This is a genomic window from Winogradskyella algicola (genome assembly GCF_005869935.1).
Taxonomy (GTDB): domain Bacteria; phylum Bacteroidota; class Bacteroidia; order Flavobacteriales; family Flavobacteriaceae; genus Winogradskyella; species Winogradskyella algicola.
The window spans coordinates 39961-66925 of the sequence record NZ_SZQF01000010.1 but is presented as its reverse complement, the minus strand read 5'-3'; the positions used below and the strand labels follow the sequence as shown (position 1 = coordinate 66925).

Below are 26965 nucleotides of genomic sequence, written 5' to 3'. Positions count from 1 at the left end.
TTATGAGGTATTTATTCCTAGTTCTTACCAGTGTATTTTTTATACAAAACACTAATGCTCAAATTTATGAGGTTGGTGTGTTTGTCGGTGGGAGTAATTTTATTGGAGACGTAGGTGCTACGAATTATATATCACCAAATCAGCTTGCTGTTGGCGGAATTTTTAAATGGAATAGGAGTCCAAGGCATTCATTCAGATTGTCTGTCATATTTTCGGATTTAGAAGGTGTTGATGGTAAATCTGATGATCCTAGAAGAATCCAGAGAGGTTATAAATTTAATACCAGCATTTTAGAAATATCTGCTGGGATGGAATTTACGTTTTGGGACTTTAATTTACATACAACAGGCATAAAGGGTACACCCTATTTATATACAGGTGTTTCTGTAGCTAATCATAATAATTATTATTTTACTCAAAACGGTCAGTATACATCTGAGGATACTAGCAGTTGGGCTTATGGTATACCAATGGTTTTGGGTTATAAAACCAATATAAGTAATCATTTAGTATTGGCAGCAGAAGTTGGTGCCAGATATACATTCTCTGATGAGCTAGATGGGAGTGTGCCTGATAATGAATTTAGAGAACAATTCAGTTTTGGTAATACAAATAGTAATGATTGGTATGTTTTTTCAGGAATTACATTAACTTACACCTTTGGAAGAAGACCTTGTTATTGCGGATTTTAAATGAACCTCAAAGAAAAAATAAATAAAAAAAGATTACCTAACCACGTTGCAATAATTATGGATGGTAACGGTCGTTGGGCAAAGCAACAAGGGTTAATGCGTGTTATAGGTCATGAAAATGGAACCAAAGCTGTAAGACAAACGGTAGAAGCGAGTGCTGAGCTAGGCATAAAAAATCTTACGCTTTATGCTTTTTCTACAGAGAATTGGAATAGACCAAAGCTCGAAGTACAAACGCTTATGAAGCTTTTGGTGAAGTCTCTTAAGAAGGAAATTAAGACGCTACAAGACAATAATATTAAGTTGTCAGCTATAGGTTGTCTACATGATTTGCCAAAAAAAGCACATCAAGAGTTGCTAGATGTTATAGAAAAGACAAAAAATAATACGAATATGACATTAACTTTGGCTTTGAGCTACGGTTCTCGTGAAGAAATTGTTAATGTTATTAAAGAGTTATCGGTTAAAGTTAAAAATAATATAATTTCTCCAGAAAGTATTGATGAATCAATTATAAATAAGCATCTTTACACGCAAAATTTACCAGATGTAGACTTACTAATTCGCACTAGTGGTGAGCAACGAATTAGTAACTTTTTACTTTGGCAAATAGCCTATGCAGAATTATATTTTACGGATGTTTTATGGCCGGATTTCAGTAAGGAACATTTATATGAAGCGCTCATAAATTATCAAAATAGAGAACGAAGATTTGGAAAAACAAGCGAACAACTTACCTCATAAAAAAGTATCAAAGTCACTTGCAAAATTAATTGGTGTTGTATTATTTTTTACAATACCTTTTTTAGGTAATGCACAAGCACAAGAAGGTGCTAAATATTTAATCAAAGAGATTACAGTTACAGGGAATACCAATTTTAGTCCACAAACTATTATAGCGTATTCTAAATTAAGAAAGGATGAAGAGATTCAGATTGGTGGAGAAAAAATTGCCAATGCTGTAAAAACACTTTGGAAATCTAATCTGTTTAGTAGCATAGATATTTTTGTGACAAATATAGAAGGGAGAACAGCGAATTTAGAAATTCGTCTTATGGATCTACCAGAACTTAAAGATTTAACGATTGAGGGGGTTAAGAAAGGTAAAAAGGATGAAATTATAACCGAAAACAAGCTGCAATCTGGTGTAAAAGTTACAGAAAACCTTATCGCAACAACAAGAAACTATCTTACGAATAAGTATAAGAAGAAGGGGTTTTTAAATGCTAAAGTTAATATTCAAACTACAGAAGTAATTGATTCTGTAGAGAAGGAGCGTGTTAACATGAAGATTAACATAGATAGAGGTCAAAAAGTAAAAGTAAAATCTATCAACTTTATAGGTAACGAAAAGCTATCAGACAAAAAGCTTCGTAAGGCTATGAAGAATACAAAGAAAAAAAGTCTTAGCCCATTACGAATCTTTAAGCGCTCAAAATATATAGAAGAAGACTTTAGAGAAGATTTAGTAAGTATAGTAGACCGTTATAAAGAAAAAGGATATAGAGATGCCAGAATCGTCTCAGATTCAATAATCTTTAACAATGACAAAAACATTAGTTTAAATATTGAAGTAGAGGAAGGTGAAAAATATACTTTTGGAAAAATTGATTTTGTCGGTAATACAGTATACAGCGATAGGCAGTTAGCACTGTTATTAGGTATAAAAGAAGGCGATACATATAATGGTGTAGAGCTTAGGGAGCGTATAGATGACCCAAATAATCCAGATGCGCAAAGTTTAGCAAATGCATACCAAAATAGTGGCTACATGTTCTCTACAATAAATCCTGTTGAGGTTAGTGCAGAAGGTAACGTTATTGACATGGAGATTCGCATTTCTGAAGGTAAACCAGCTTACTTTAACAATGTAACTGTTGTTGGAAACGATGTTACTAATGATCATGTTATTTACAGAGAAATAAGAACACGTCCAGGAGAATTATATAGTAAATCTCAAATTATTAGAACTCTAAGGGAGCTTGGGCAATTAGGTTTCTTTGATGCACAGCAGCTTGTTCCAAATATAAAAAATCCAAACCCTGTAGATGGAACCTTAGATATTGAATACGAGGTTGCAGAACAAGGCTCTAGCCAAATACAACTACAAGGTGGTTATGGTGGTGGTGGCTTCATTGGTACTTTAGGTTTGTCTTTCAATAACTTCGCTATTAAAGATATCTTTAAGAAAGAAGCCTACAAACCAGTACCAAGAGGTGATGGTCAGAGTTTAGCCTTAAGGTTACAGGCTAGTCAGTTTTTTCAAACGTATAGTTTCTCTTTTAGCGAACCTTGGTTGGGAGGAAAAAAGCCATTTCAATTATCTACTTCTGTATCGTATTCAAGACAATTTTTATTTAATCAACAAACGAGAAGAGCAGATAAAAGCAGGAGATTCAATATTTTAGGTTTAACAGTAGGTGTGTCAACGAGACTATCCAAGCCAGATGACTATTTTCTGCTTTCTCAGTCTTTAAGTTACCAAAACTACGATTTAAGCAATTATAATACAGGCTTATTTACTTTTGGTGATGGTACATCTAACAACCTATCATATACAATAGGTTTAAGTAGGAATAATCTGTATACTGATCCAATATTCCCGACAGGAGGTTCTAGTTTTACGGCTTCTGCTAAATTCTCTTTTCCATACTCTTTAGTCAATGGTGTAGATTATAAAGCTTTAAAAGACGAACGAGATGCCTTGGATCCATCAGATCCAGATGATTTTGCCAGAATTGGTGAAATTGATCAAGAGCGTTTTAAATGGTTAGAATTTTACAAAATTAAGTTTAGAGCAGATTGGTATACAGCTTTAACAAAGAAATTAGTACTAAGACCAAGTGTAGAGTTTGGGTTCTTAGGCGCTTATAACAATGACAGAGGAGTTATTCCATTTGAGCGTTTCTTTGTTGGTGGTGATGGTTTAGGGAATTTTGCCTTAGATGGTAGGGAAATTATACAGTTACGTGGTTACCCAAACCAATCCTTATCAACTACAGATGGAGGGTCTATTTACAATAAATTCTCACTAGAGCTTCGTCATGCAATAACACTTGGCGCACAAGCTAAGATTTATGCTTTAGGATTCTTAGAAGGAGGTCAGTCGGTTAATAGTTTTAGAGATTTTAACCCTTTCAATGTAAGAAGATCTGCAGGTGTAGGATTAAGGATCTTTATGCCAGCTTTTGGTTTATTAGGTATAGATTTTGGTCATGCATTTGACGATTTGCCTGATGGAACTTCGCCAAGAAAATGGGAAACACACTTCATAATTGGGCAACAATTTTAACTTTGGCACGATATTTTCTAACTGCTAAATAAGTATTTCGTCATGGTGTTAAAATTTTTAAGGATATATTTCGTTAAATTTGAAGATTAGTAACACTAAAACCTGACAGCAAAATTGACAAACAATTTAAAATGTCTCAAAACACAAATAAAAAATGATGAAATATAAAGTTCTTTTTTTATTGGCAATTATAGGTCTTACGAGCTTTATTGGTAATGCACAACGTGGTGTTAGAATTGGTTATATAGATACCGAATATATATTGCAAAACGTACCAGAGTATCAAGAGGCTTCAACGCAATTAGATAAGAAAGTGCTTCAGTGGAAAACTGAGATTGAGAAAAAGCTCAGTGGCATCGATCAAAAGAAAAAGGAGCTTGAAAACGAAAGTGTACTTCTTACTAAAGAGCTTTATGAAGAACGCATGGAGGACATTGCTTTTGAAGAGGCTGAAATATTGGATTATCAGCAAAAGCGTTTTGGTCCAAATGGAGATTTAATGATTCAAAAGCGTCAGTTAATAGAACCGATACAAGATCAAATATTCGCAGCTGTTCAACAAATTGCTGAGACAAAGAAGTTCGATTTTGTTTTCGATAAGTCTGCTGATGTTGTCATGCTCTACTCTGCAGAGCGTTATGATATTAGCGAACAAGTTTTGAGAACTATTACAAGAACATCGAAACGTAATCAAGCAAAAAGTAAAAAGGAGCGAAAAGAGTTAGAAGACGAGGAGGTTGTTCCTTTAGTAAGTGAAGAGAAAGATGAAAGACAGAAAGCTTTAGAAGAACGTAAAGCCGCAAGAGAAGCAGAATTAGCAGCAAAACGTGCAGAACGAGAAAAAGCATTAGAAGCAAGAAGAGCAAGACAAGATTCTATTAGAGCTGCTAAAAAACGTGAAGCTGATGAACGCAGACAAAGGGTGTTAGATGCTAGAAATAAAACTGAAGGCGATGTTAAATCAACAGAAAAAGATAGTACCACACAAGCAAATAAATCTGTTAAAGCACTAGATGATAAAAAGCAAGATTCAACAACAGTTAAGAAAGATTCAGTAAGTACAAAGAAACCACTTACAGCTGCAGAGATTAAGGCCAAAGACAGAGAACGAAGGAGAAAGGAATTGGAAGCTCGTAAACAAAAAATATTAGAACAAAGAAAAAAAGCACGTGAAGAACGTGAAAAACAACTCAAACGAAGGGATTCTATAGCTAACGCTAGGAAAGAAGAAGGAGAAAATAATTAATAATTATAACACACAAATACAATTTAGAAAAAATGAAATCAAAGATTCACAAACTCACAAAAACAAATACAATTAACGTGAGTAAACATTTAAAATCATTATTATTTACAGTAGCACTTTTTATTGGAGCATCAAGTTTTGTATCTGCCCAAAGTAAGGTGGCACATATTGATAAGCAAGAGTTAGTTAAAGCAATGCCAGCTTATGCTACTGCACAGGCAGAACTTGAAAAGTTAGGCAAAACTTACGAAGCTCAGTTTCAAGATTCCTTAAAAGAGATTGAAAGTAAAGTGAAGCAGTATAATGCTGAAGCAGGTGCACAGACTGAAGATGAAAACTTAAAACGTATGAAAGAAGTTGAAGGTATGAAGCAAGCACTTGCGCAATACCAACAACAAATGAATCAAGACTTAAGTAAGAAAGAATATGATTTACTAAAGCCAATTCTCGAAGATGCTGACGAAGCAATCCAAGCAGTAGCAAAAGCACAAGGGTTTCAGTATGTATTAGACGCAGGTATGTTAATCGTAGCAGATGGTAAAGATCTAATGGCAGATGTAAAGGCTCACTTAAAAATATAAGTAAGTTTTAAATAAAATCTTTTGAAAGTCGCTTTTAACTAAGCGACTTTTTATTTTTGTAAGTATGAGTAATTATCCAATTGGTATTTTCGACTCTGGTGTTGGCGGTACTTCCATTTTTAAGGAAATACACGCCTTGCTTCCTACTGAAAATATAATCTACTTAGCAGATAGTAAAAATGCGCCTTATGGTAATAAGACTCAAGAAGAGATTAAGAATCTTTCAATAAAAAATACAGAATATTTATTAAGCAAAGGTTGTAAAACCATTGTGGTTGCATGTAATACAGCTACGACAAATGCAATCACCTATTTAAGGGAATCATATGAGGTGCCTTTTATTGGGATAGAACCAGCAATCAAACCTGCAGCTTTAAATACAAAGACCAAAGCGGTTGGGATTTTAGCCACTAAAGGAACACTTAGTAGTCAGCTTTTTCACAAAACTTCAGATTTGTATGCTAATGGCATAAAAGTGATAGAGCAGATAGGTGAGGGTATAGTGCCATTAATTGAATCAGGTAAGTTGAATTCAAGTGAAATGAAAGATTTGTTACAACTTTATTTAGAGCCTATGCTAAAGGCTAATATAGACTACTTGGTTTTAGGTTGTACGCATTATCCTTACTTAATACCAATGTTAGAGACAATGCTTCCTGAGGATGTGAAAATCATTGATTCTGGATTGGCAGTCGCCAAGCAAACAAAAGCAGTTTTACAATCTCAAGATTTGTTGAATTTTGGTCATGAAAAACCTTCAGTAAAACTATATTCTAACAGTAACGTTGAGGTCTTAAATACATTAGTAGGTGGTAATTTTGAAGCCTCATTTTTAGATTTTTAAGACTTATTTTTATTCTTTAAACCAGCCAGAATATTTTACATAGTTGTTTGCAATACGGTCAATCTCCCCAGAGATTAATTCCTCACTAATATCCTTTACTTTTTTAGCTGGTACACCAGCGTAAATACTGCCAGATTCTACAATTGTGTTTTTGGTTACCACAGCACCAGCAGCAATAATGCTATTACTTTCAATAACGCAGTCATCCATCACAATGCTTCCCATACCAATAAGTACATTGTCGTGTATTGTGCATCCATGAACAATAGCGTTATGACCAATAGAAACGTTATTACCAATAGTAGTTGGTGATTTTTGATACGTTGCATGGATTACAGCACCATCTTGTATATTCACCTTATTTCCCATTTTTATATAATGCACATCGCCTCTAACAACAGCATTAAACCAAATACTACATTGACTACCCATGGTAACTTCGCCTACAATAGTAGCATTGTCGGCAACAAAACAATCTTCAGATATTTGAGGGTGTATATTTCTAACGGGTTTAATAATTGGCATAATTATAATTTTATGAATGAATAATTTTAAATCTTCTTCAATTTGCTAAAAACATCCCAAATAACCATACCAGCACTTACGGAAATATTTAAAGAGTGTTTAGTCCCAAATTGTGGTATTTCTATAACTTCATCACTGGCAGATACTACATCTTGCGCCACGCCTTTAACCTCATTACCAAATACAAAAGCATATTTAGTATTAGGTTGAGGTTGAAATGTATCTAACATCGTTGCATGTTCAGCCTGTTCAATAGCACAGATTTTTACACCTTCGTTTTTTAAATTGGTGACAACATCTATTGTGTTTTCTGTATATTCCCAGTCAACAGTTTCTGTGCTTCCTAAAGCTGTTTTGCGAATATCGTTATGTGGAGGTTGCGCTGTAATGCCACAGAGGTAAATTTTTTCTATTAAAAAAGCATCACTCGTTCTAAAAACAGATCCAATGTTATTTAAACTACGAATATTATCCAGAATTATAATTATTGGTGACTTTTTAGCTTCTTTAAATTCAGAAACATCGAGACGGTCTAATTCGCTATTTTTTAATTTACGCATGTTGAAATGTTATGTGTTTTGTAAATAACTTATGTTCAAATGGCTTTATATAATAAGGCTATTTGGCTACATTAGCAATCTTACAATTACAAGTCCTGATGACAATCGGGATGAAGCAAAAATACACATTTCTCTTGGCTAAAAAGGCAAAAAAAGAAACACCATTAATGAAGCAGTACAATGCTATAAAAGCAAAGTATCCTGATGCATTATTGCTGTTTAGAGTTGGGGATTTTTATGAAACCTTTGGTAGTGATGCTGTAAAAGCGTCCAAAATACTAGACATTATCTTAACCAAACGTGGTGCAGGTAGCGATAGCGAAACTGAATTAGCTGGTTTTCCGCATCATTCATTAAACACCTATTTACCAAAGTTGGTAAAAGCAGGTGAGCGTGTGGCAATTTGCGATCAGCTTGAAGATCCTAAACAAACTAAAAAAATTGTCAAACGAGGAGTTACAGAATTGGTAACACCTGGTGTAGCATTAAATGACGATATTTTACACTCTAAGTCTAATAACTTTTTGTGTGCTGTTCATTTTGATAAAACCTACATCGGAATATCGTTTTTAGACATCTCAACAGGTGAGTTTTTAACCTCTCAAGGAGATGCCGAATATATAGATAAGTTACTTCAGAATTTTAATCCGAGTGAAGTGCTTATTTCCAAAAAAAGCAGAAAGTCCTTCAGTGAAACATTTGGAAATGATTTTCATACCTTTTATTTGGAAGATTGGGTGTTTCAGGCAGATTATGCCAATGAAACATTAACCAAGCATTTTAATACTAAAACCTTAAAAGGGTTTGGTGTAGAAGATTTGTATGAAGGTATTATTGCTTCAGGTGTTGTGTTACACTATTTAAGTGAAACAAGGCACAACAAGTTAGAGCATATCGCAACTATTTCCAGAATTGCTACAGACGATTACGTTTGGATGGATAAATTCACCATTAGAAATTTAGAATTATACCACTCTACCAATGCCAATGCGGTAACTTTAATTAACGTTATTGACAAAACAATTTCGGCAATGGGAGGTCGTACCTTAAAGCGTTGGTTGGCCTTGCCACTAAAGCATGCTGAAAAAATAAAACAACGTCATGAGGTTGTGAAGTATTTATTGGAGCATGATGTTGCGCTTCAAAAAATGCAAGGACAAATAAAACATATTGGAGATATAGAGCGTCTTATTTCTAAAATTGCAACCACTAAGGTGAGTCCACGCGAAGTGATTCAGCTTAAAAACTCTTTAGAAGCAATTGTTCCTATAAAATCTATTGCGGAAAGTTGTGAAAATGAAGCCTTAAAAATTATTGGGAGTAATCTTCACAATTGCGATTTGCTTCGCGAAAAAATAAAGCAAACATTAAACGAAGAGGCTCCTGTTAATGTCTTAAAAGGCAATATCATTGCTGAAGGATTTTCTGAAGAACTCGATGAACTCAGAGGCTTGTCAAAGTCAGGCAAGGATTATCTAGATAAAATGCTAGAGCGCGAATGTGAGCGTACAGGCATTCCGTCATTAAAAATAGCATCAAACAATGTGTTTGGCTATTACATTGAAGTTAGAAATACGCACAAAGATAAAGTACCACAAGAATGGGTACGAAAACAAACCTTAGTAAGCGCAGAGCGTTACATTACTGAAGAGTTAAAAGAATACGAAGCAAAAATATTAGGTGCCGAAGAACGCATTTTAGCCATAGAGCAACAGTTGTTTGCTGAGTTGGTAAGCTGGATGCATCAATTTATCATCCAAGTACAGCAAAATGCGCAATTAGTTGGCCAGCTAGATTGCCTTTGTGGTTTTGCAAGCTTGGCAAAGAGTAATAACTATTCTTATCCTCAAATTGATGATAGTTTTGAGCTAGATATTAAGGAAGGTCGTCACCCTGTTATAGAAAAACAATTACCATTAGGTGAAGCTTATATTGCAAACGATGTCTATCTCGATAGAGAATCGCAGCAGATTATAATGATTACTGGGCCAAACATGTCTGGTAAATCGGCAATCTTAAGACAAACGGCATTAATTGTGTTACTAGCACAGATTGGAAGTTTTGTGCCAGCAGAACAAGCCAGAATTGGACTTGTAGATAAGATTTTTACACGTGTTGGAGCAAGCGATAATATCTCTATGGGAGAATCTACGTTTATGGTAGAAATGAATGAAACAGCTTCTATTCTTAATAATATATCAGACCGAAGTTTAGTCTTGTTAGATGAAATTGGGAGAGGTACAAGCACCTATGATGGTATTTCTATAGCATGGGCAATTAGCGAGTATTTGCACGAGCATCCTGCAAAGCCAAAAACACTTTTTGCAACACACTATCACGAACTTAATGAAATGACAGAAACCTTTGCCCGGATTAAAAACTTTAATGTGGCTGTTAAGGAATTAAAAGACAATGTGCTTTTTGTTAGAAAGCTCGTTGAAGGTGGAAGCGAACATAGTTTTGGTATTCATGTTGCAAAAATGGCTGGTATGCCAAAACAAGTGATAAGACGCGCAAATAAAATTTTAACCAAACTTGAAAAATCACATTCAAGTGAAGAACTAACGGATAAGGTAAAATCTCTAAAGGATGATGTGCAGTTAAGTTTCTTTAATTTAGATGACCCTCTTTTAGAGGAGATCAAAGACGAAATCTTACACACAGATATTGATACTTTAACGCCAGTTGAAGCTTTAATGAAACTTAATGAAATAAAACGAATGATGGTGAATAAAAAACAGGCTTAAAATAAATTGTATTTATTTTTAAAAAAGGCTTTGCTTTTATAAGATTTATTTTAAATTTGCATCCGCTTTTACAGCGAAATAGTTCTTAAAAAACTGCGAAAGTAGCTCAGGGGTAGAGCATCACCTTGCCAAGGTGAGGGTCGCGGGTTCAAATCCCGTCTTTCGCTCTACAATAATATATACCAATTAAGTTACAGTCTGTAACTTGGATGCTGAAGTGGTGGAATTGGTAGACACGTTGGACTTAAAATCCAATGGCCATTATGGCCGTGCGGGTTCAAGTCCCGCCTTCAGTACAAAAGAAAAGCCGAAACTCTAGTTTCGGCTTTTTGTTTTCCATTTTTTTAATTTTAGATCCTATTATATTAAAATCTCATTTTTTTTAATTATAAAAATCATTGAGAGTATTAATTATCTCACAAAAGGTTTAAACTTTTGTTCTCGAATGACATCTAAGAATAAAAAAGGCTTCTCAGTGAGAAGCCTTTTTGCTCAAAAAAACACTTAATAATTAGAGCTTGACTAACTTAGTTGTCATAGTTCGCTTGTTGTCATTTTCAACTTTCACAATGTACATTCCAGAGTTTAAGTTCGAAATATCAAACACATCTGTTCGGGTAAAACTACCGCTAAACGATTTTACAAGCTTTCCTGTTAAGTCATAAACCTGTACATCAGAAACATTAGCACCAATGCTAAAAGATGTACGAGAAGGATTAGGGTAGATAGTGAAACCATTAAGCTCATTATCTTCTATGCTTAAAACATTTGATGGTCGATTACCTAATATTCTAAACTGACCAGGTGGTATGGTAATAGATAGCGTTAAGTTACTTACAGTGGTGTTTCCAGTAGGATCCATAAGGTCATACCAAGTAGATGTAAGACCAAAAGGAAAATCAGTATTCATACTTGTTGTAGTTACACCAAAATTGGCATAAATGATAACATTTCTCAATTGATTAGTAGGTATTGATGTATCAAAAATATCGATTCTTTGTGTAAGGTTTCCGCTTCCTCCAGTAATACTATAATCACCTTCAAATACAGGTTCTTCAGTTTTTAATGTATGTAGTTTAGACCAATCATCATAAATTTGACTTCTTAATGCATCCGAAAGCCAATTCTCAGTCCATTGTGGTTGAGGTTTTGTGGCTAGCTTACAGCCATCATTTCCTACCTGAACAGTAACTCCATCTGAACAAGTCCATATTGAATCATCCATTCCTAGATCAGCAAAGTGCCAAATCATTTTAGGTCCTGGAATCATTGTTGATACAGCACCAATAGCAGAAATTCTCGAAAGAGCAGTATTTAAGTCTCTTACATTATGTGAAGCATTTGAGTTGTTTCCAAAGGTGACAGCTTCATACATTACGCGCTCTTCGTCATGACTTTCTGGATAACCGATCAAACGCGGGCCATTAAACCCACGACTCTCGTGTCCCATACGGTTGATACTGGCACCAAAACCTTGAGCTAAATCTGTATATTCACTTGTCATTTTGCCCCACATCATAATCCCCTTTGGGGTGGATTCATTTAAGCGATAATTTGCCCATTGTTGTTCTTCAAAATCTTGTCCTAAATGCTCAAAAATTACGTAGTGGGTTTCGTCTAAAGACCATGAATAATCTGCATAGGACCTAAGTACATCTACTCGATCTTGTTGATAACCATCTGTACAGCCTCCTGGAGACCCAGGACCACAATTTTGAGTAAACCCTTTTGTTAAATCCCAACGGAACCCATCAATTTTGTACTCTTCTATCCATTGACGTACCACTCTTTTCGTATAATCCTGAGTCAAAGTACTCTGATGGTTAAAATCGTTAAAAACATTGTAATCATGTTGGGCTTCAGTATTAAAATAAGGATTTTCAGAGCTGGGTCCTCCCCAACCGTCACCATCGGCATCGTCCATCCACATGCGTACTAGAGGATTTCGGCCTGTAGCATGATTAAGTGCAATATCTAATATGACTGCAATGCCATTTTGATGGCATAAGTCAACAAATTCTTTAAACTTATCTGGTGTACCATAATATTTATCTAAAGCCATATGAAAAGAGGTATTATAACCCCAGCTTTCATTACCATCATATTCCATAATTGGCATCAATTGAATAGCATTAATATTGAGATTTTTGAAATAGTCCATTCGGTCTATTAAGTCTTGATAGTTTCTATTGGCATCAAAATCCCTTATTAATACTTCATAAATAATAAGGTCTTCCTTACTTGGTTTATTAAAGTTAGTGACCTGCCAATTGTAAGGGGTTTGACCTGTTTGTAATACAGTTACTTCGCGTTCTTGACCACTTGGGTAAGCAGGAAGGTTTGGAAAGGATGACGCAGGTACACCACCATCATCAAAAGGAGACAATACCAAAGTAGAAAATGGATCAGCGGTTTTAACTAATGCAGGAGAATTGGCAATAGGTGTTTCATCGAGTACCCAGTATTGGTATGTTTCGATCTCTCCAGGTGTTAGACCAGTCAATTCCAACCAAAACTTAGTTGAACTAGGGTCTTTCTTCATAGCATACGTAGATGTAGGTTGCCAATCATTAAAACTTCCCGCTATATAGACAAAATCTTTAAGTGGTGCATCCAAAACAAGAGTAGCTTTTGTTGCATCCCCAGAGTTATAATTAATACCTTCACTTAGTCCTGCAGGTAGAGCGGCATTATTACTGCCTGGATTTACAATCGCAGAAAATGACTTAGTAATCGTAGTACTGTTTTGTGTTACATCAAGACTAAAAAACTGATTAGCTGTAATATTATTAAAATTATAATTGTAGCTCGATATATTGTTTTGAGTATCAATCACAGCTCCATTAGATGAAAGTACATAATCTGCATTACCATTAGTATTTGTTGCAGAGATTGAAATATTTGAACCGGAGGTAACAACCTGAGCTTCATTTTCAACGGGTGAGTTTAAAGTCACTTGAAATGAGCCAACCTCTACTAAAATATCCTGGCTTTTTTTGTCACCAGATCCATCTTTAGCCTTTATTAAAAATCCTATACGACCTATACCTGTTCTTTGATAGAACGTGGTAGGTACAAAGCTTATAGAATAAGTATCACTTCCACTATTGTAAGTGAGTACATTATCTTCACTAGAATTCGTCCAAGATCCATTTGTAGGGCAATCTTGTTCATTAGTATCATTAATGTCATAGGACCACGACCAAAGATATAATTGATTGTTTGTAATACCCCACAAACTTTCGTTGATAGAAGCACCATCGAAATTTAGCGTAATGACATCTGTTTCTTCAAAAGCTGAAGGAACTACACTATATGTAACTGTTTGTTGTTGCCCATATATAAAACTGGCAATAAGCAAACAGAAGATTTGTATAATTTTTTTCATAGTAAGTTTTTTAAAAAATTAATAAAAAGGGCTGTCGATTAAAACAGCCCTTTTAACAAAAAATATTATTGATTAATTAGGAACAATAACATAGCTACCATCTATGTCATTAAACCAAAAATCATAAGAGCCGGTAGGTGCAGTAAATGGGAAATTATCACCACTGCCAGCTAAATTTGCCTGACCATGAAGCTCTTCAGACCCTGTATATCTCCAAACACCATTACCCCAGTCATCATTTGGTCTTATTAAGAATTCTTGTCCATTTTCGAAACTCACATTCAAGGCGTACCATAAGTGAGGATTGTTAGGATCTTGAGTCAAGTCTATTTCATCTCCGTCTCCCCAACCACCGATAGCTGCACCAATTAATCCAATTAAGTTATATGTTGGATCGCTAGAAGCATCATATGGAGTTACTGTGAAACTACCTCCTTCACCTACAATGGTAAAATCGTAAGTATAATAACCTGCAGTGGCTACACTGAAAACATTAGGGTCTGAACCACCACCAGGATTTACAGCTAACGTAGAACCATCATTAGTTCCCCATTGTGGTTGCCATTGTCCTGGAGTTTCTAGAAGCTTAAATGCACCTGCATTAAAATATCCTGTGTAAACATAATTATTGGCAACATTTTGATTTCTAAAAACTACAGTATTGTTGTTATTGTTATTCCAACCTGGAGTAGTAGCGTCACCAACTAAGTATAAATTTGGAAATGCTACTGAGTATGGAGTAATAGAAACTGTAACAGATTCAGAAGTACGGGTATCTGTAGCTCCAGAACTATTAGTACTAATAGAAACTATTCTAATATCTACATCACTAGCTGTGTCAGATGCAAGACCTAAGCCAAGTGCAACGGCATTTAAATCACCATGAGTAGCTGATAGACTATTATCATCTGTAACACTTCCCAAAGGAACAGGACTTGTAAAATTTGTTCCAGAAACTGCTAGTTGTACCTCGTGAGTAGTAGAACTGGTATTTGAGTCTACCCAACTTACAGTAATCGCAGTATCATCTATAGTAGATAATGATAGAACGAAGCTATCATTTGCAGCTGGACCAGTAATTTCAGCACCATCAATAGGATAGGCTGTTACAGAAAAACCAATAACATTACTTAGAGTACCTCCAGCACTAATCCTAACATAAAGAGACACATTTTCTAATGAACTAGTTCCTAAAGAATTTAAAATTGAATTTAATTCGGAAGTAGAAAGAGAAAATGAATTAGTTGACGAAGTACCTACTGTGGAAGCATTGTTAAAATCCTCTTCAGTATCCACTTGCACATCATATGAGCTACTTCCCGTAATTTCATCGGTCCATGTCACTGTAAGAGCTGGGTTATCTGGTAAACCAAAATTCAATACTACACTAGTAGACGTTGGTGAGTCTAATACTAGCGCAGGATCCGGTTCAGTAATATTAACAGAATCATCTTCCTCACATGCTGTAAATGCAGCTGCAACAATAAAGAAGAATCCGATAAATTTATAAAGTTTATTTTTCATAATTATTTTTTTAGAGAGTTAATGGGATCATAATATAGTCACCAGTAAGGTCGCTAAACCAAACTTCATAATCATCACCTACAATAACAGGGATACTATCTGATCCCTCTGTAGCTTGTCCAGAAAACTCTGTAGTTCCTGCCCAAGTTGAACCTGTATTCGTCATAAACTGTAATTCACCAGGTACTAAGGTTATACTACTGATGTACCACAAATGAGAATCGAAAGATGATTGCTGCATACTCGTACTAGCTGATAGAGCAGAACCTTGAATTGTCATGCTTGTAAAATCTGCTGCGCCACTGGCATCAAAAGGATTCATGGTATAGGTCATAGCATCAAAGTCAATAGTAAAGGTGTAGAAACCGTCAGCATCAACTCCAAATCTTCCTGGATCGCTATCTTGAGTTGCAGGGTTACCAGCTATAGAACCTGAATTCTCAATATTATCTGATCCTTCGTCGGCAGAAACTCCCCATTGTGGTTGCCATTGACCGCGAGACTCTAGGACTTTAAAGCGGCCATCATTAAAACCACCACCACCTTTAGTAAAATAGCCTGTAAAGGTGTAGAAATCACTATCAACAGGATCTCTGAATAAAGCAGGATTATTATTGTTGTTATTCCAATCTGCAGAAGTACCATTACCAACTAAATAGAAGTCTTTAAACGAATAGTTGAAGAATGGTGTTACATTAAAACTGATTGTATTTGACACTACAGGTAATTGGCTTTGATCTCCTATTGACCCAATAACACGAACATATACTGGGCTTGACACTAGTGGTGCGAGACCAGCATTATCAGCTGTTGAATTGAGTTGACTCATAGTCATAGTTACAGAACTAGTACCGGCAGTACTCGTACCTTCAACTGGACTTGTAAAAGCTTGATCAGATGAAAACTCAACGGAATAATTTTCCACAACAGCTTCAGAAAAATCTGCATTAGTCCAATTAAAGGTTACTGCAGGATTATTTGGATTAGAACCATCAATTACTACATCAGAAATTGTCAAATCTTCTAGTGCAATAGGAGTACTATTTGAAGCTACAAATTCTGAATCTTCTTTTTCACAACTCGTGGTAACAAAAAATACAAGCAGTAATGACAGTGGTAATACTTTTATTAATTTCATTGTATTTATATTTAATTTTAGTTATAACCTGGATTTTGCTCTAAGTTAGTGTTGATACCTAAATCGGTCTGAGGTAAAGGCATCACATCTCTAAAGGCTTCAGTGGTTGTGCCTTGTTGTACATTACCTTTCCACTGCCAAACGCCATTACTAGAGAATTGATTAAATCGTATAAGATCCGTTCTTCTGTGTGCTTCCCAGTATAACTCTCTAGAACGCTCATCTAGAATAAAGTCTAAAGTAAGATCACCAGCAGAAATATTACCACTAGTATTTCCATAGGCACGCTCTCTTAATTCGTTAATATAATCCACAGCAGTACTTGTAGAGCCGCCGCCGCCGCGTAATACAGCTTCAGCATACATTAAATACACATCTGCCAATCTAAACATTGGGAAATCAATATCAGTGTGGTCACCAGAACTATCAGAACCTTGATTACCTAGTGTATCAACATTTCTGAATTTTGCAACAGCAAATCCTTCAGTAAAGGTACTAACGTCTGCAATATCTTTGTTTTGACCATCAGTATATAATAACTCTCTACCATCTAGAGAATTTTCTTCACCAGGAAATTGTTCAACGAAAGTAGGCGTAGTTCTAATACCAAACCATCCACCGTTGATACCAAAATCAGCAGGGTCCATAGTACCGCCAACGGGAGCATGTGTTAAAAACGTCATACCTCCAAAAGCCTGCGTTCTTAATCCATCAAAGGGAATAGTAAAAATCACTTCGTTTTGAGCACCGTTAGAATCATTATCCGCTAAAAATGAGAAGAAGTAAGGTACATCTGGTATAGAATAGCCAGCATTAATAATATTGTTAGTATAAGTAATAACATCTGCATAGCGCGATGTCCCAGTGTACACTTCTGCATTAAGATATATTTTTGCCAACACCATCCAAGCTGCAGCTCTATCTGCTCTACCATAATATGTAGCTGGATCTGCATTAGGTTCAGCTAAATCATCTAAGATATCTAAAAGTTCAGATTCTACGTAATTAAATAAATCAGCTCTTTGAATTTGAGGTGGAAGAAAAGCCCCAATAGGATCATCTTCCGTTACAAAAGGTGGATTCGCGTATAAATCCATGGCATGCCAGTACGATAAAGCTCTCATAAATCTGGCTTCTGCACGATATTCTTGAATTTCGGCACGTAAGTCACCATCAACACCTCTACCATCTAATTTAGAATCTGTAGTTTGTCTTAAAAATTCATTACATAATGCGACTTGGTACATAATACGACTATACATGGTACGTATAAATTCGTTACCAGCGGTCCATGTTTGTGTATGCAAATCTTGAATAGTACCATCATTCCATGCAATAAGCGCTTCATCAGTCGTTAACTCTTGCATTTTCCAATACAAACGCAAGTAATTTGAAAACCCTTCATCTAAACCAGCTAAATCTGCTGAACCAGAAGGTCCTTCTTGTCCACTCAGTGAAATCCCAGCATAAAGTTTTCCTAGAAATTCTTGGTAAGCTTCTGGATCTTCAAAAGCTGCATCGGCAGTAAGCCTTGCATCTTCAGGTTGTAGGTCTAGTCGGTCTTCACAAGATTGCATAAATAATACAGTTGTGAAAACAAACAAGACAGTTTTAATCATTCTTGTCATCATAGCTTTGTTTGTTTTTGTTATATAATTTTTCATCTTTCTTTAAAATGTAAAGTTCAAGCCTAAAACAACATCTCTAGTACGAGGATAGAAATTGTTCTCAATACCATTACCAATTTCAGGGTCTAAGCCATCATATTCAGTGATGACGAATAAGTTGGTTGCCGTTAAGGAAGCTCTTAAGGTCATTTTTTCAAAAGGTAAGGTATAACCTAATGAGATATTATCTAATCTAACAAAATCTGCACGCTCTATATAATGATCAGAAAATAATTGTTGATTTTCAAAACCAGTATCCAAGAAGCTAGCATGGGCGTTGGCTTGATAACCCGCTTGGTTGACTACGGCATTTATATTACCTGATTGAGAAGCACTGTTATTATACACATAGTTTCCGAAACTTCCTCTAAAGGTAAAGTTTAAATCAAAATCTTTGTATCTAAAATTATTGGTAAAACCAATAAAAGCATCTGGAGTCGCTTTTTTGAAAGGTTGTCTATCTGCCTCAGTAATTTGATTATCTCCATTAACATCAACATAAGCTCCTTCTATAGGATCACCATTACTATCATATACTTGGCGGAAGACAAAGAATGTTGTTGGGTCAAATCCTTCTCTTAGAATTTGAATGTTGTTTCCAACACCACCAGATATACCACCAGTTAAAATAAAATAGTTAGGGTCATTGTTTAAACTCAAACTAGTAATTTCTTGGTCTTGGAAAGTTAGGTTAAAATTGGCATCCCAACCAAAATCCTCTTGCTGAAAAATGACACCATTTAGAGTAAATTCTAAACCACGACTAGTAACCTCACCAACATTGGTTGTAAGTAAGTCAGTTAAATTTGAACCAGCAGCGGTAGGGATGGTGGATAATAAATCTTTTGTTTCCCTGTAATAGGCATCAATAGTACCGTTTAATCTATTATTAAAGAAACCAAAATCTAATGCAACGTTATACTGATCTGTTTGCTCCCATTTAAGATTTTCATCAAATCCTTCAGGACGTAAAGTTTGTATAAAGATAGGATCTGTTAAATCAACTTGTCCATTAACTTGGTTGTAGCCAAATTGTACATTGGCTGCATTGTTGCGCGAAGGAGTGTAAATTCCTAAATACCCATAATTACGATCATTAAGCTCTTGCTGACCCGTTTGTCCCCAACCTGCACGAAGCTTTAAATTAGAGAAGAACGAATCTTTTAAAAATGATTCGTTAGATAAAATCCAGCCAACAGATACACCTGCAAAATCACCCCAACGGTTATCTTCACTGAATCTAGAAGAACCATCACGTCTGTAAGTAGCAGAAATCAAATACTTATCAGCGATATCAAAACTTGCTCTTGCAAAATACGACTCTAAGGCGTTTCTATTGATATCGGTCTGGCTAATAGGCGCATTAGATACTCTATCAAAGAAACCTTCTATATAAAATTCCTGAAATGAGTGACCGGCTGTAATATCTATGGTTGTATTTAAAGATTCGATATTCTTTTTATAATTGAGATAGAAGTCTAATAAGGTATTTCTATTAAGACCAGAAGATACTTCATTTAAAGGAACACTATTATCTACATTTGGTCTTGCCTCTTCAAAACGGTGACCATTATTCTCAGCATAATCAATACCAGCATTTAAATTAAAACGAAGTTCCTTTAAAAACCAAAATTTATAATCAATGTTAAAGTTAGTGATAGCACGCTTAACGGTTTGTCTATCATTGTCATTTGCAGGATCTAAATACCATAATGGATTGACTGGTGCATTAGGATTCGAAGGATATTGTGTAAAATTACCATTCTCATCAAAAACCGATTGGGTTGGGTCAAACCTAACGGCACTTCCAATAGCACCTTGGTTAGCAAAATCAGACTCACTTTGAGTAAGATTAGATGTTAATGTTAACTTTAAATCGTTATCTAAAAAACGATGAACAAAAGCCATATTAGCACCAGTTTGTTCAAATAATCCATCTAAAGGACCTTCTTGAGAGGTGTGGTTAAGGTTAACCCTAAAATTAAAGTTTTCATAACCTTTGGATACCGTTACATTATGTATCATACCAACACCAGTCTGGTAGAGTTCGTCTTGCCAATCTGTGCTAGCATCTCCTAAAGTAGATGTATCAAAGCGTGGATCAGAAGCTAGAGCTCTGTACTCGCTTGCAGACAATACGTTTACCGTGTTTGCAACATTACGTACAGATGCTTGCAAGCCATATTCTACTTTAAACGGTTGGTTAGCCTGTCCTTTTTTCGTGGTAATTAAAATAACACCGTTAGACGCACGAGAACCATAAATTGCAGTAGCCGAAGCATCTTTTAACACTACAAAATCTTGAATATCTGCTGGATTAACCGAGTTTAGAGCATTGGTGATTCCTTGGGCTCCACCTCTTTGATCTATTGGTAAACCGTCGATGACAATAAGCGGATCGTTTGTAGCGGATAATGATGCGCCACCACGAATTCTAATTTCACCACCCTCTCCTGCGGCACCACCGCCAGTAGTAATACGGACACCTGCAGCTTTACCAGCGATTAGTTGTTGAGGAGCTACAATGGCTCCACGGTTAAACTCTTCGTCTCCTACCTTTTCAACAGCGCCAGTGGCATCTTGCTTCGTTGTAGAACCATAACCAATGAGGACTACTTCGTCTAATTGTGCTGCATCTTCTTCAAGTGCAATATCAAGATTAGATTGACCATTAAAGGTTACTTCTTGAGTTTTGTAACCAACATAAGAAACTACGATAGTTTCACCTTGGTTAACCTCTAAAGAGAACTTACCGTCAAAATCGGTAGATGCACCTCTAGAAGTTCCTTTTACCAGCACATTTACACCTGGTAAAGGCATAGCGTTTGCTTTATCTGTTACTGTACCCGAAACGGTTGTTTGTGCCATTAATGTGGCAGGGACCATTATTAAACAGAACAATAAGGCATTTAAGAATGTTTTCATACAATATTTTTAAGTTAATTGCTTAGTTAATTGATTTATATTTTCACTTCTTGGGTTAAATCTATGTAAAATTAGTGTGATTTGAGTGTTAAAAAATATGACATATGTCACGAAAACGTTTTCGTGTTAAAAACTTTTTAACAATCGTTAACATTTAAAGAAAAATACCAAAAAAATAAGAAATTCGCAATTACCTATAGTTAAAATTGAGAAGTTAAGAATTTAATTTATTTAAATAAGGTTATCTTCGCTTACTGATTTATAGCCTAAAAGATGAAAAGAAAAATAACATTAAAACAAATAGCCAGAGAGTTAGAGGTATCTATTTCTACAGTTTCAAAAGCATTAAGAAATAGCGCAGAAATAAGTGAAGATACTAAGCAGAAAGTGCAGGCTTTTGCAAAGCTATATAATTACAGGCCTAATAATATTGCCTTAAGTCTAAAGAACCGTAAAACTAACACTATAGGTATTATTATTCCTGAAATTGTACATCATTTCTTTTCTAAAGTTATTAGAGGGGTAGAGTTGGTTGCTAACAAAAGAGGCTATAACGTCATTGTTGGTCTTTCTAATGAGTCGTTTTCTAAAGAGGTAATTAACATGGAAATGCTGGCTAATGGTAGTATTGATGGGTTTATATTATCAATTTCTAAAGAAACACAACAATTGCAGGATTATCATCATTTTAATGAGACAATGAGTCAAGGAATGCCTATAGTAATGTTTGATCGTGTGGTGTCTGATATGAACTGCGATAAAGTTATTGTAGATGATTTAAATGGTGCTAAAAATGCCGTTGAAAAACTCTTACGTAATGGTTGTAAATCCATTGCATTAATAACTACTAAGGATTATGTAAGCGTCGGTAAATTAAGAACTCAAGGATATCTAGAAGCTTTAGAGAAACATCAAATACAACCTAAAGCGGATCTTATTCTGAAAATTGACGATACATTAGATTATGAAACACGTTTAGATGCCTTAGAAAATGAAATAAAACAGTTGTTTAAGGCTAATAATGGTATTGATGGAGTGTTCGCTGTAAATGAGTTGTATGCGCTATCTGCTATGAAAGTGGCAAGAAAATTAGGTTTAAATATTCCTGAAGATGTTCAGGTTATAGGCTTTACAGATGGTGTGCTTTCAAAACATTCTACTCCAAGCTTAACAACGGTCAGCCAACATGCGCAACAAATGGGCGAGAAAGCTGCGGATTTACTGATTAATAAATTAGAAAACAATATAGAAACTGAGGAAGAGTATTTTCAAACCGTTATCATTGCTACAGAATTGATCGAGCGCGAATCCACTAAATAGAAATTTAACATTGGTGTTCTAAAATCTTTTATATCTTTACCGACAATTCAAGACTTATATTTTCACTTCTCACAATAAGTTTTGATAAGCCTTGCTTGTCAGAATAGTATTAATTAAATATACTATTTTATGAAAAAGCGTATTCTCGGATTCTGGGAAATTTGGAACATGAGTTTCGGTTTCTTAGGTATACAGATGGGTTTCGCCCTTCAAAATGCCAATGCTAGCAGAATTTTACAAATTTTTGGTGCAGATGTTCACGAACTCTCATGGTTTTGGCTCATTGCGCCAATTATGGGATTAATCGTACAGCCTATTATAGGTCATTACAGTGACAATACCTGGACACGTTTTGGTAGAAGAAAGCCTTTCTTTCTCCTAGGTGCTGTGTTGGCTTCTATTGGTATGGTGCTCATTCCGCAAGCAGATTTTATGATTGCAATTCTACCTGCCTTATGGGTAGGCGCTGGTATGCTCATGATAATGGATGCCTCATTCAATATTGCTATGGAACCGTTTAGAGCTTTGGTAGCAGATAATTTGTCTGACGAGCAAACGACCAAGGGTTTTAGTATCCAAACAGCCCTTATAGGTATCGGTGCTGTTATCGGATCTTGGTTGCCTTGGATGCTTACCAATTGGTTTAATTTTGAAAAAACGTCACCAGAAGGCACTGTTCCCGAAAATTTATTATGGTCATTTATCATTGGTGCCATGGTGCTTATTGGTTCAATATTGGTAACCATATTTACAACCAAGGAATACTCGCCAGAAGAACTGCAACAATTTGAAAATGCAAAGCATATACAGGATGAAGCCGTAAAAATTGAAGGCGAACAGCCTAAAGCAAAGCTTACGGATATTTTTGAAGATTTTGTTAAAATGCCAGAGACAATGCGTCAACTGAGTTGGGTACAGTTTTTTTCTTGGTTTGCCCTTTTTGGTATGTGGGTTTTTGCAGTGCCAGCCATAGCACAGCACATTTATGGTCTGCCAGCAGACGATTCTAGTAGTGAACAATACCAAGAAGCAGGAAACTGGGTAGGTATTTTATTTGGTATTTACAACGGTATATCAGCAATAGTCGCATTTTTGCTTCCTATAGTTACCAAACGTATAAGCCGAAAAAAAACACATGCTTACGCATTATTTGCAGGTGGTTTAGGCTTAATTCTTATTTATTTTACATCTAACGAATATGGTCTTATTTTACCTATGGTTTTAATCGGTATTGCTTGGGCAAGTATTCTATCCATGCCTTACGCTATGTTAGCCGGATCTATATCTCCAAAAAAGATGGGTGTATACATGGGTATTTTCAATTTCTTCATTGTAATTCCTCAAATTATCAACGGAATTATAGGTGGCCCTTTGGTAAAGTATGTTTACGGTAACCAAGCTATTTTCGCCATTGTAATCAGTGGTGTAAGTTTAATTGTGGCTGGCTTGTTGTCTTTCAAAATTAACGATACAAAAGATAAAATTACAACAGTAAATTAATGAATAAAAAAGGCTTCATATTCGACCTAGATGGTGTCATTGTAGACACTGCAAAATACCATTTCCTAGCTTGGAAAAAACTAGCTAATGATTTAGGTATAGACTTTACCGAAGAAGAAAACGAACAACTAAAAGGAGTAAGCCGAGTAAAATCGCTTGAAAAGATTTTAGCTTGGGGAAATAAAACCCTTTCAGAAAAAGAATTTAATGCGCAAATGGCTAAGAAAAATGATGACTACTTAAGCTATATTGCTAAAATGGACGAATCTGAAATTCTTCCAGACGTGCCAAAAGTACTCAACTTTTTGAGTGAAAATAAGCAGCCTATATCCTTAGGTTCTGCAAGTAAAAATGCCAGAACTATTTTAGAGCGTGTTAACCTAAAAGAACAATTCGATGCTATTGTAGATGGTAACGATGTTACCAAAGCAAAGCCAGATCCAGAAGTGTTTTTAATAGCAGCAAAACTGTTAAATGTAGTGCCAGAGAACTGCGTTGTTTTTGAAGATTCAGTTGCTGGTGTAGAAGCGGCTAATGTTGCTAATATGATATCTATAGGTATTGGTAGCAAGGATGTATTGGGTCACGCAAATTATGTCTTCAAGGATTTTACTGAAATCTCAGAAGACTTCATAGAACAACTTATAAACAAATAAAAATTAAGCCTTTTTCTTGGCTCAAAAAAGAAATAAATGAACTTAGATTATATCATACCTAACGCTTGGTCAATCATAGAAGAAGGATTTGACCCAAACAAAGTAAAAGCTTCAGAAAGTATCTTCAGCTTAGGAAATGGTGCAATGGGACAACGTGCCAATTTTGAAGAGAGGTATTCCGGACCTTCGTTTCAAGGAAGTTACATCGCAGGTGTTTACTATCCAGATAAAACTCGTGTTGGTTGGTGGAAAAACGGTTATCCAGAGTATTTTGCTAAGGTATTAAACGCACCAAGTTGGATTGGTATCAACGTTATGATTAATGATGAGACCTTAGACTTGCATACCTGTAAAAAGATCGAAAACTTTAGGCGTGAACTTAATATGAAAGAAGGTTGGCTGTCTAGAAGTTTTACGGCAACACTTCAAAATGATGTAGAAATCGAAGTGAATGTAAAGCGTTTTCTAAGTCTTACTGAAGATGAAGTTGGTGCCATAAATTATGAAGTAAAACCACTAAATTCTGATGTTAAGGTAACCTTTCAACCCTATTTAGATAGCGGAATTACAAATGAAGATACCAACTGGGACGACCAGTTTTGGGATACGCAAGATGTGGTTCAAGATGGTGAAAAGGCATTCATCAAAGCCAAAACGATGAAAACGGAATTCCATACTTGTACGTTTATGGAATCTCGAATTTATCTTAATGGGACTTTGGTTGAAGCAAATGCAGAGGTTGATAAAACGTCAAACAAAATAACATTTACTTACGCACAAGATGCTAAACAAGGTGAGAGTGTTTCTATTCATAAATTTGGTGGTTATACGGTTGATAGAAACCACGATAAAGACCAATTAATCAATGCTGCAAGTTCAGTTTTAGATACAGCCGAAAATGCTGGTTTTTCAAACCTGTTAGAATCTCAAAAAGAAGCTTGGGCTAAGATTTGGGATATGGCAGATATCACTATAGATGGTGATTTAAAAGCGCAACAAGGTATTCGATTTAATATCTTTCATTTAAATCAAACTTATTTAGGAACTGACCCACAATTAAACATAGGTCCTAAAGGATTTACAGGCGAAAAATATGGTGGTAGCACCTATTGGGATACCGAAGCATATTGCATTCCATTCTATATGGCAACCAAAGACCAAAGTGTTGCCAGAATGTTGTTAACCTACAGATATAAGCACTTAGAAAAAGCCATTGAAAATGCCGAAAAATTAGGCTTCAAAAATGGTGCGGCTTTATATCCAATGGTAACCATGAATGGTGAAGAATGCCATAACGAGTGGGAAATTACCTTTGAAGAAATCCACAGAAATGGTGCGATAGCGTTCGCTATTTACAACTATTTCCGTTATACAGGAGACTTTAGTTATGTGCCAGAAATGGGACTAGAAGTATTAATCGGTATCGCAAGATTCTGGCATCAACGTGCTACATTTTCAACATACAGAAATAAGTATGTCATTCTTGGTGTAACAGGTCCAAACGAATACGAAAACAACATCAATAATAATTGGTACACCAACTACATTGCACAATGGTGTATAAAGTATACTGCAGAATGCATAGACAAGGTTGAAGCTGATTATAATACTGATTACACACGTATTATGAACAAAGCTAAACTCTCAAAAGCTGAAGTTAAAGAGTGGCTAGAAGTGTCAAATAATATGTACTTCCCTTATTCTGAAGAACACAATGTGTATTTACAACAAGATGGTTTCTTAGATAAGGAATTAATCACTGTGGCAGATTTAGACAAGTCGCAACGCCCAATTAACCAAAAGTGGTCTTGGGACAGAATTTTACGTTCGCCATACATTAAGCAAGCTGATACATTACAAGGATTCTATTTCTTTGAAGACCATTTTACAACCGAAGAATTAGAACGTCATTTCGATTTTTATGAGCCATTTACGGTTCACGAAAGTTCGTTGTCGCCTTGTGTACACAGTATACAAGCAGCGAAGTTAGACCGAATGGAGCAAGCATACACGTTCTACTTAAGAACATCGCGTTTAGACTTAGATGACTATAACCACGAAGTACACGAAGGGCTTCACATCACATCAATGGCAGGTACGTGGATGAGTATTGTAGAAGGTTTTGGAGGTATGCGTGTTAAGGATAATATGCTAACTTTTGAACCTCGCATTCCTGAGCAATGGGAAGGCTACTCATTCAAAGTGAATTTTAGACATCAAATCTTGAAGGTTATCGTTAATCAAGGTAAAACTCACTTTGAAGTTGACGGAGACCAAGATTTACAAATTGTAGTAAATGGTGAAAACGTAACCATTTCGCCAAACAACTTAGTAACAGTTTAAGCTGCTAAATTTTACAA

General features: G+C 35.5%; 18 protein-coding genes and 2 tRNA genes. 13 read left to right on the top strand and 7 right to left on the bottom strand.

Features of this window, described 5'->3' with window-relative positions; all coding sequences use genetic code 11:
• The first annotated feature begins 2 nt into the window (after window positions 1-2).
• From porG to murI, 6 genes are all read left to right on the top strand, one after another.
• Window positions 3-692 (top strand): type IX secretion system protein PorG, encoded by a 690-nt coding sequence (gene porG / locus FC091_RS14370; RefSeq protein ID WP_138434963.1) that lies wholly within the window; start codon window positions 3-5, stop codon window positions 690-692.
• Window positions 693-1436: an isoprenyl transferase gene (locus FC091_RS14365; RefSeq protein ID WP_138434961.1), complete on the top strand. Its 744-nt coding sequence runs from the start codon at window positions 693-695 to the stop codon at window positions 1434-1436.
• Entirely contained in the window at window positions 1405-3984 is a 2580-nt protein-coding gene (gene bamA / locus FC091_RS14360; RefSeq protein WP_138434959.1) for an outer membrane protein assembly factor BamA, read from the top strand. Before FC091_RS14365 ends, bamA begins: the two co-directional genes overlap by 32 nt.
• A 157-nt stretch (window positions 3985-4141) precedes the next feature.
• A complete protein-coding gene (locus tag FC091_RS14355) occupies window positions 4142-5230 on the top strand; it encodes an OmpH family outer membrane protein (protein ID WP_138435015.1) in 1089 nt (362 codons plus the stop codon).
• Between the two features lie 32 nt (window positions 5231-5262).
• Window positions 5263-5811 (top strand): OmpH family outer membrane protein, encoded by a 549-nt coding sequence (locus FC091_RS14350; RefSeq protein ID WP_138434957.1) that lies wholly within the window; start codon window positions 5263-5265, stop codon window positions 5809-5811.
• 64 nt (window positions 5812-5875) lie between these two features.
• On the top strand, window positions 5876-6655 hold the full coding sequence (gene murI, locus FC091_RS14345; protein WP_138434955.1) for a glutamate racemase: 780 nt from the start codon (window positions 5876-5878) through the stop codon (window positions 6653-6655).
• 9 nt (window positions 6656-6664) lie between these two features.
• Here the strand turns inward: murI and FC091_RS14340 are convergent, their stop codons facing one another.
• Together FC091_RS14340 and FC091_RS14335 are read right to left on the bottom strand one after the other, a co-directional pair.
• Window positions 6665-7180: a gamma carbonic anhydrase family protein gene (locus FC091_RS14340; protein ID WP_138434953.1), complete on the bottom strand. Its 516-nt coding sequence runs from the start codon at window positions 7178-7180 to the stop codon at window positions 6665-6667.
• A gap of 26 nt (window positions 7181-7206) precedes the next feature.
• Window positions 7207-7740: an RNA methyltransferase gene (locus FC091_RS14335; protein WP_138434949.1), complete on the bottom strand. Its 534-nt coding sequence runs from the start codon at window positions 7738-7740 to the stop codon at window positions 7207-7209.
• Between the two features lie 110 nt (window positions 7741-7850).
• Here FC091_RS14335 and mutS point away from each other — a divergent pair, with 110 nt between their 5' ends.
• The 3 genes from mutS (at window position 7851) to FC091_RS14320 (ending at window position 10783) form a co-directional block, all read left to right on the top strand.
• Window positions 7851-10487 (top strand): DNA mismatch repair protein MutS, encoded by a 2637-nt coding sequence (gene mutS / locus FC091_RS14330; RefSeq protein WP_246035956.1) that lies wholly within the window; start codon window positions 7851-7853, stop codon window positions 10485-10487.
• Window positions 10488-10582: 95 nt separating this feature from the next.
• Window positions 10583-10654 (top strand) — tRNA-Gly (locus FC091_RS14325).
• Window positions 10655-10698: 44 nt separating this feature from the next.
• Window positions 10699-10783, top strand: a tRNA-Leu gene (locus FC091_RS14320).
• Between the two features lie 215 nt (window positions 10784-10998).
• Here the strand turns inward: FC091_RS14320 and FC091_RS14315 are convergent.
• From FC091_RS14315 to FC091_RS14295, 5 genes are all read right to left on the bottom strand, one after another.
• Window positions 10999-13875 (bottom strand): alpha-amylase family glycosyl hydrolase, encoded by a 2877-nt coding sequence (locus FC091_RS14315; protein ID WP_138434947.1) that lies wholly within the window; start codon window positions 13873-13875, stop codon window positions 10999-11001.
• A gap of 72 nt (window positions 13876-13947) precedes the next feature.
• Window positions 13948-15399: a SusE domain-containing protein gene (locus FC091_RS14310; RefSeq protein WP_138434945.1), complete on the bottom strand. Its 1452-nt coding sequence runs from the start codon at window positions 15397-15399 to the stop codon at window positions 13948-13950.
• A 10-nt stretch (window positions 15400-15409) separates the two neighbouring features.
• The gene (locus FC091_RS14305; RefSeq protein ID WP_138434943.1) at window positions 15410-16537 is read right to left on the bottom strand and encodes a SusE domain-containing protein; all 1128 of its coding nucleotides are present in this window, start codon (window positions 16535-16537) and stop codon (window positions 15410-15412) included.
• Window positions 16538-16554: 17 nt separating this feature from the next.
• Window positions 16555-18201: a RagB/SusD family nutrient uptake outer membrane protein gene (locus tag FC091_RS14300; protein WP_138434941.1), complete on the bottom strand. Its 1647-nt coding sequence runs from the start codon at window positions 18199-18201 to the stop codon at window positions 16555-16557.
• Between the two features lie 6 nt (window positions 18202-18207).
• Entirely contained in the window at window positions 18208-21129 is a 2922-nt protein-coding gene (locus tag FC091_RS14295; RefSeq protein ID WP_138434939.1) for a SusC/RagA family TonB-linked outer membrane protein, read from the bottom strand.
• 273 nt (window positions 21130-21402) lie between these two features.
• Here FC091_RS14295 and FC091_RS14290 point away from each other — a divergent pair, with 273 nt between their 5' ends.
• The 4 genes from FC091_RS14290 (at window position 21403) to FC091_RS14275 (ending at window position 26948) form a co-directional block, all read left to right on the top strand.
• On the top strand, window positions 21403-22449 hold the full coding sequence (locus FC091_RS14290) for a LacI family DNA-binding transcriptional regulator (RefSeq protein ID WP_138434937.1): 1047 nt from the start codon (window positions 21403-21405) through the stop codon (window positions 22447-22449).
• Window positions 22450-22578: 129 nt separating this feature from the next.
• The gene (locus FC091_RS14285; protein ID WP_138434935.1) at window positions 22579-23949 is read left to right on the top strand and encodes an MFS transporter; all 1371 of its coding nucleotides are present in this window, start codon (window positions 22579-22581) and stop codon (window positions 23947-23949) included.
• Complete coding sequence (gene pgmB / locus FC091_RS14280) at window positions 23949-24605, top strand: beta-phosphoglucomutase (RefSeq protein WP_138434933.1); 657 nt, start codon at window positions 23949-23951, stop codon at window positions 24603-24605. The genes FC091_RS14285 and pgmB overlap by 1 nt, the downstream gene beginning before the upstream one ends.
• Window positions 24606-24641: 36 nt before the next feature.
• Window positions 24642-26948, top strand: a complete 2307-nt coding sequence (locus FC091_RS14275; protein WP_138434932.1) for a glycoside hydrolase family 65 protein — start codon at window positions 24642-24644, stop codon at window positions 26946-26948.
• The last annotated feature ends 17 nt before the right edge of the window (window positions 26949-26965 follow it).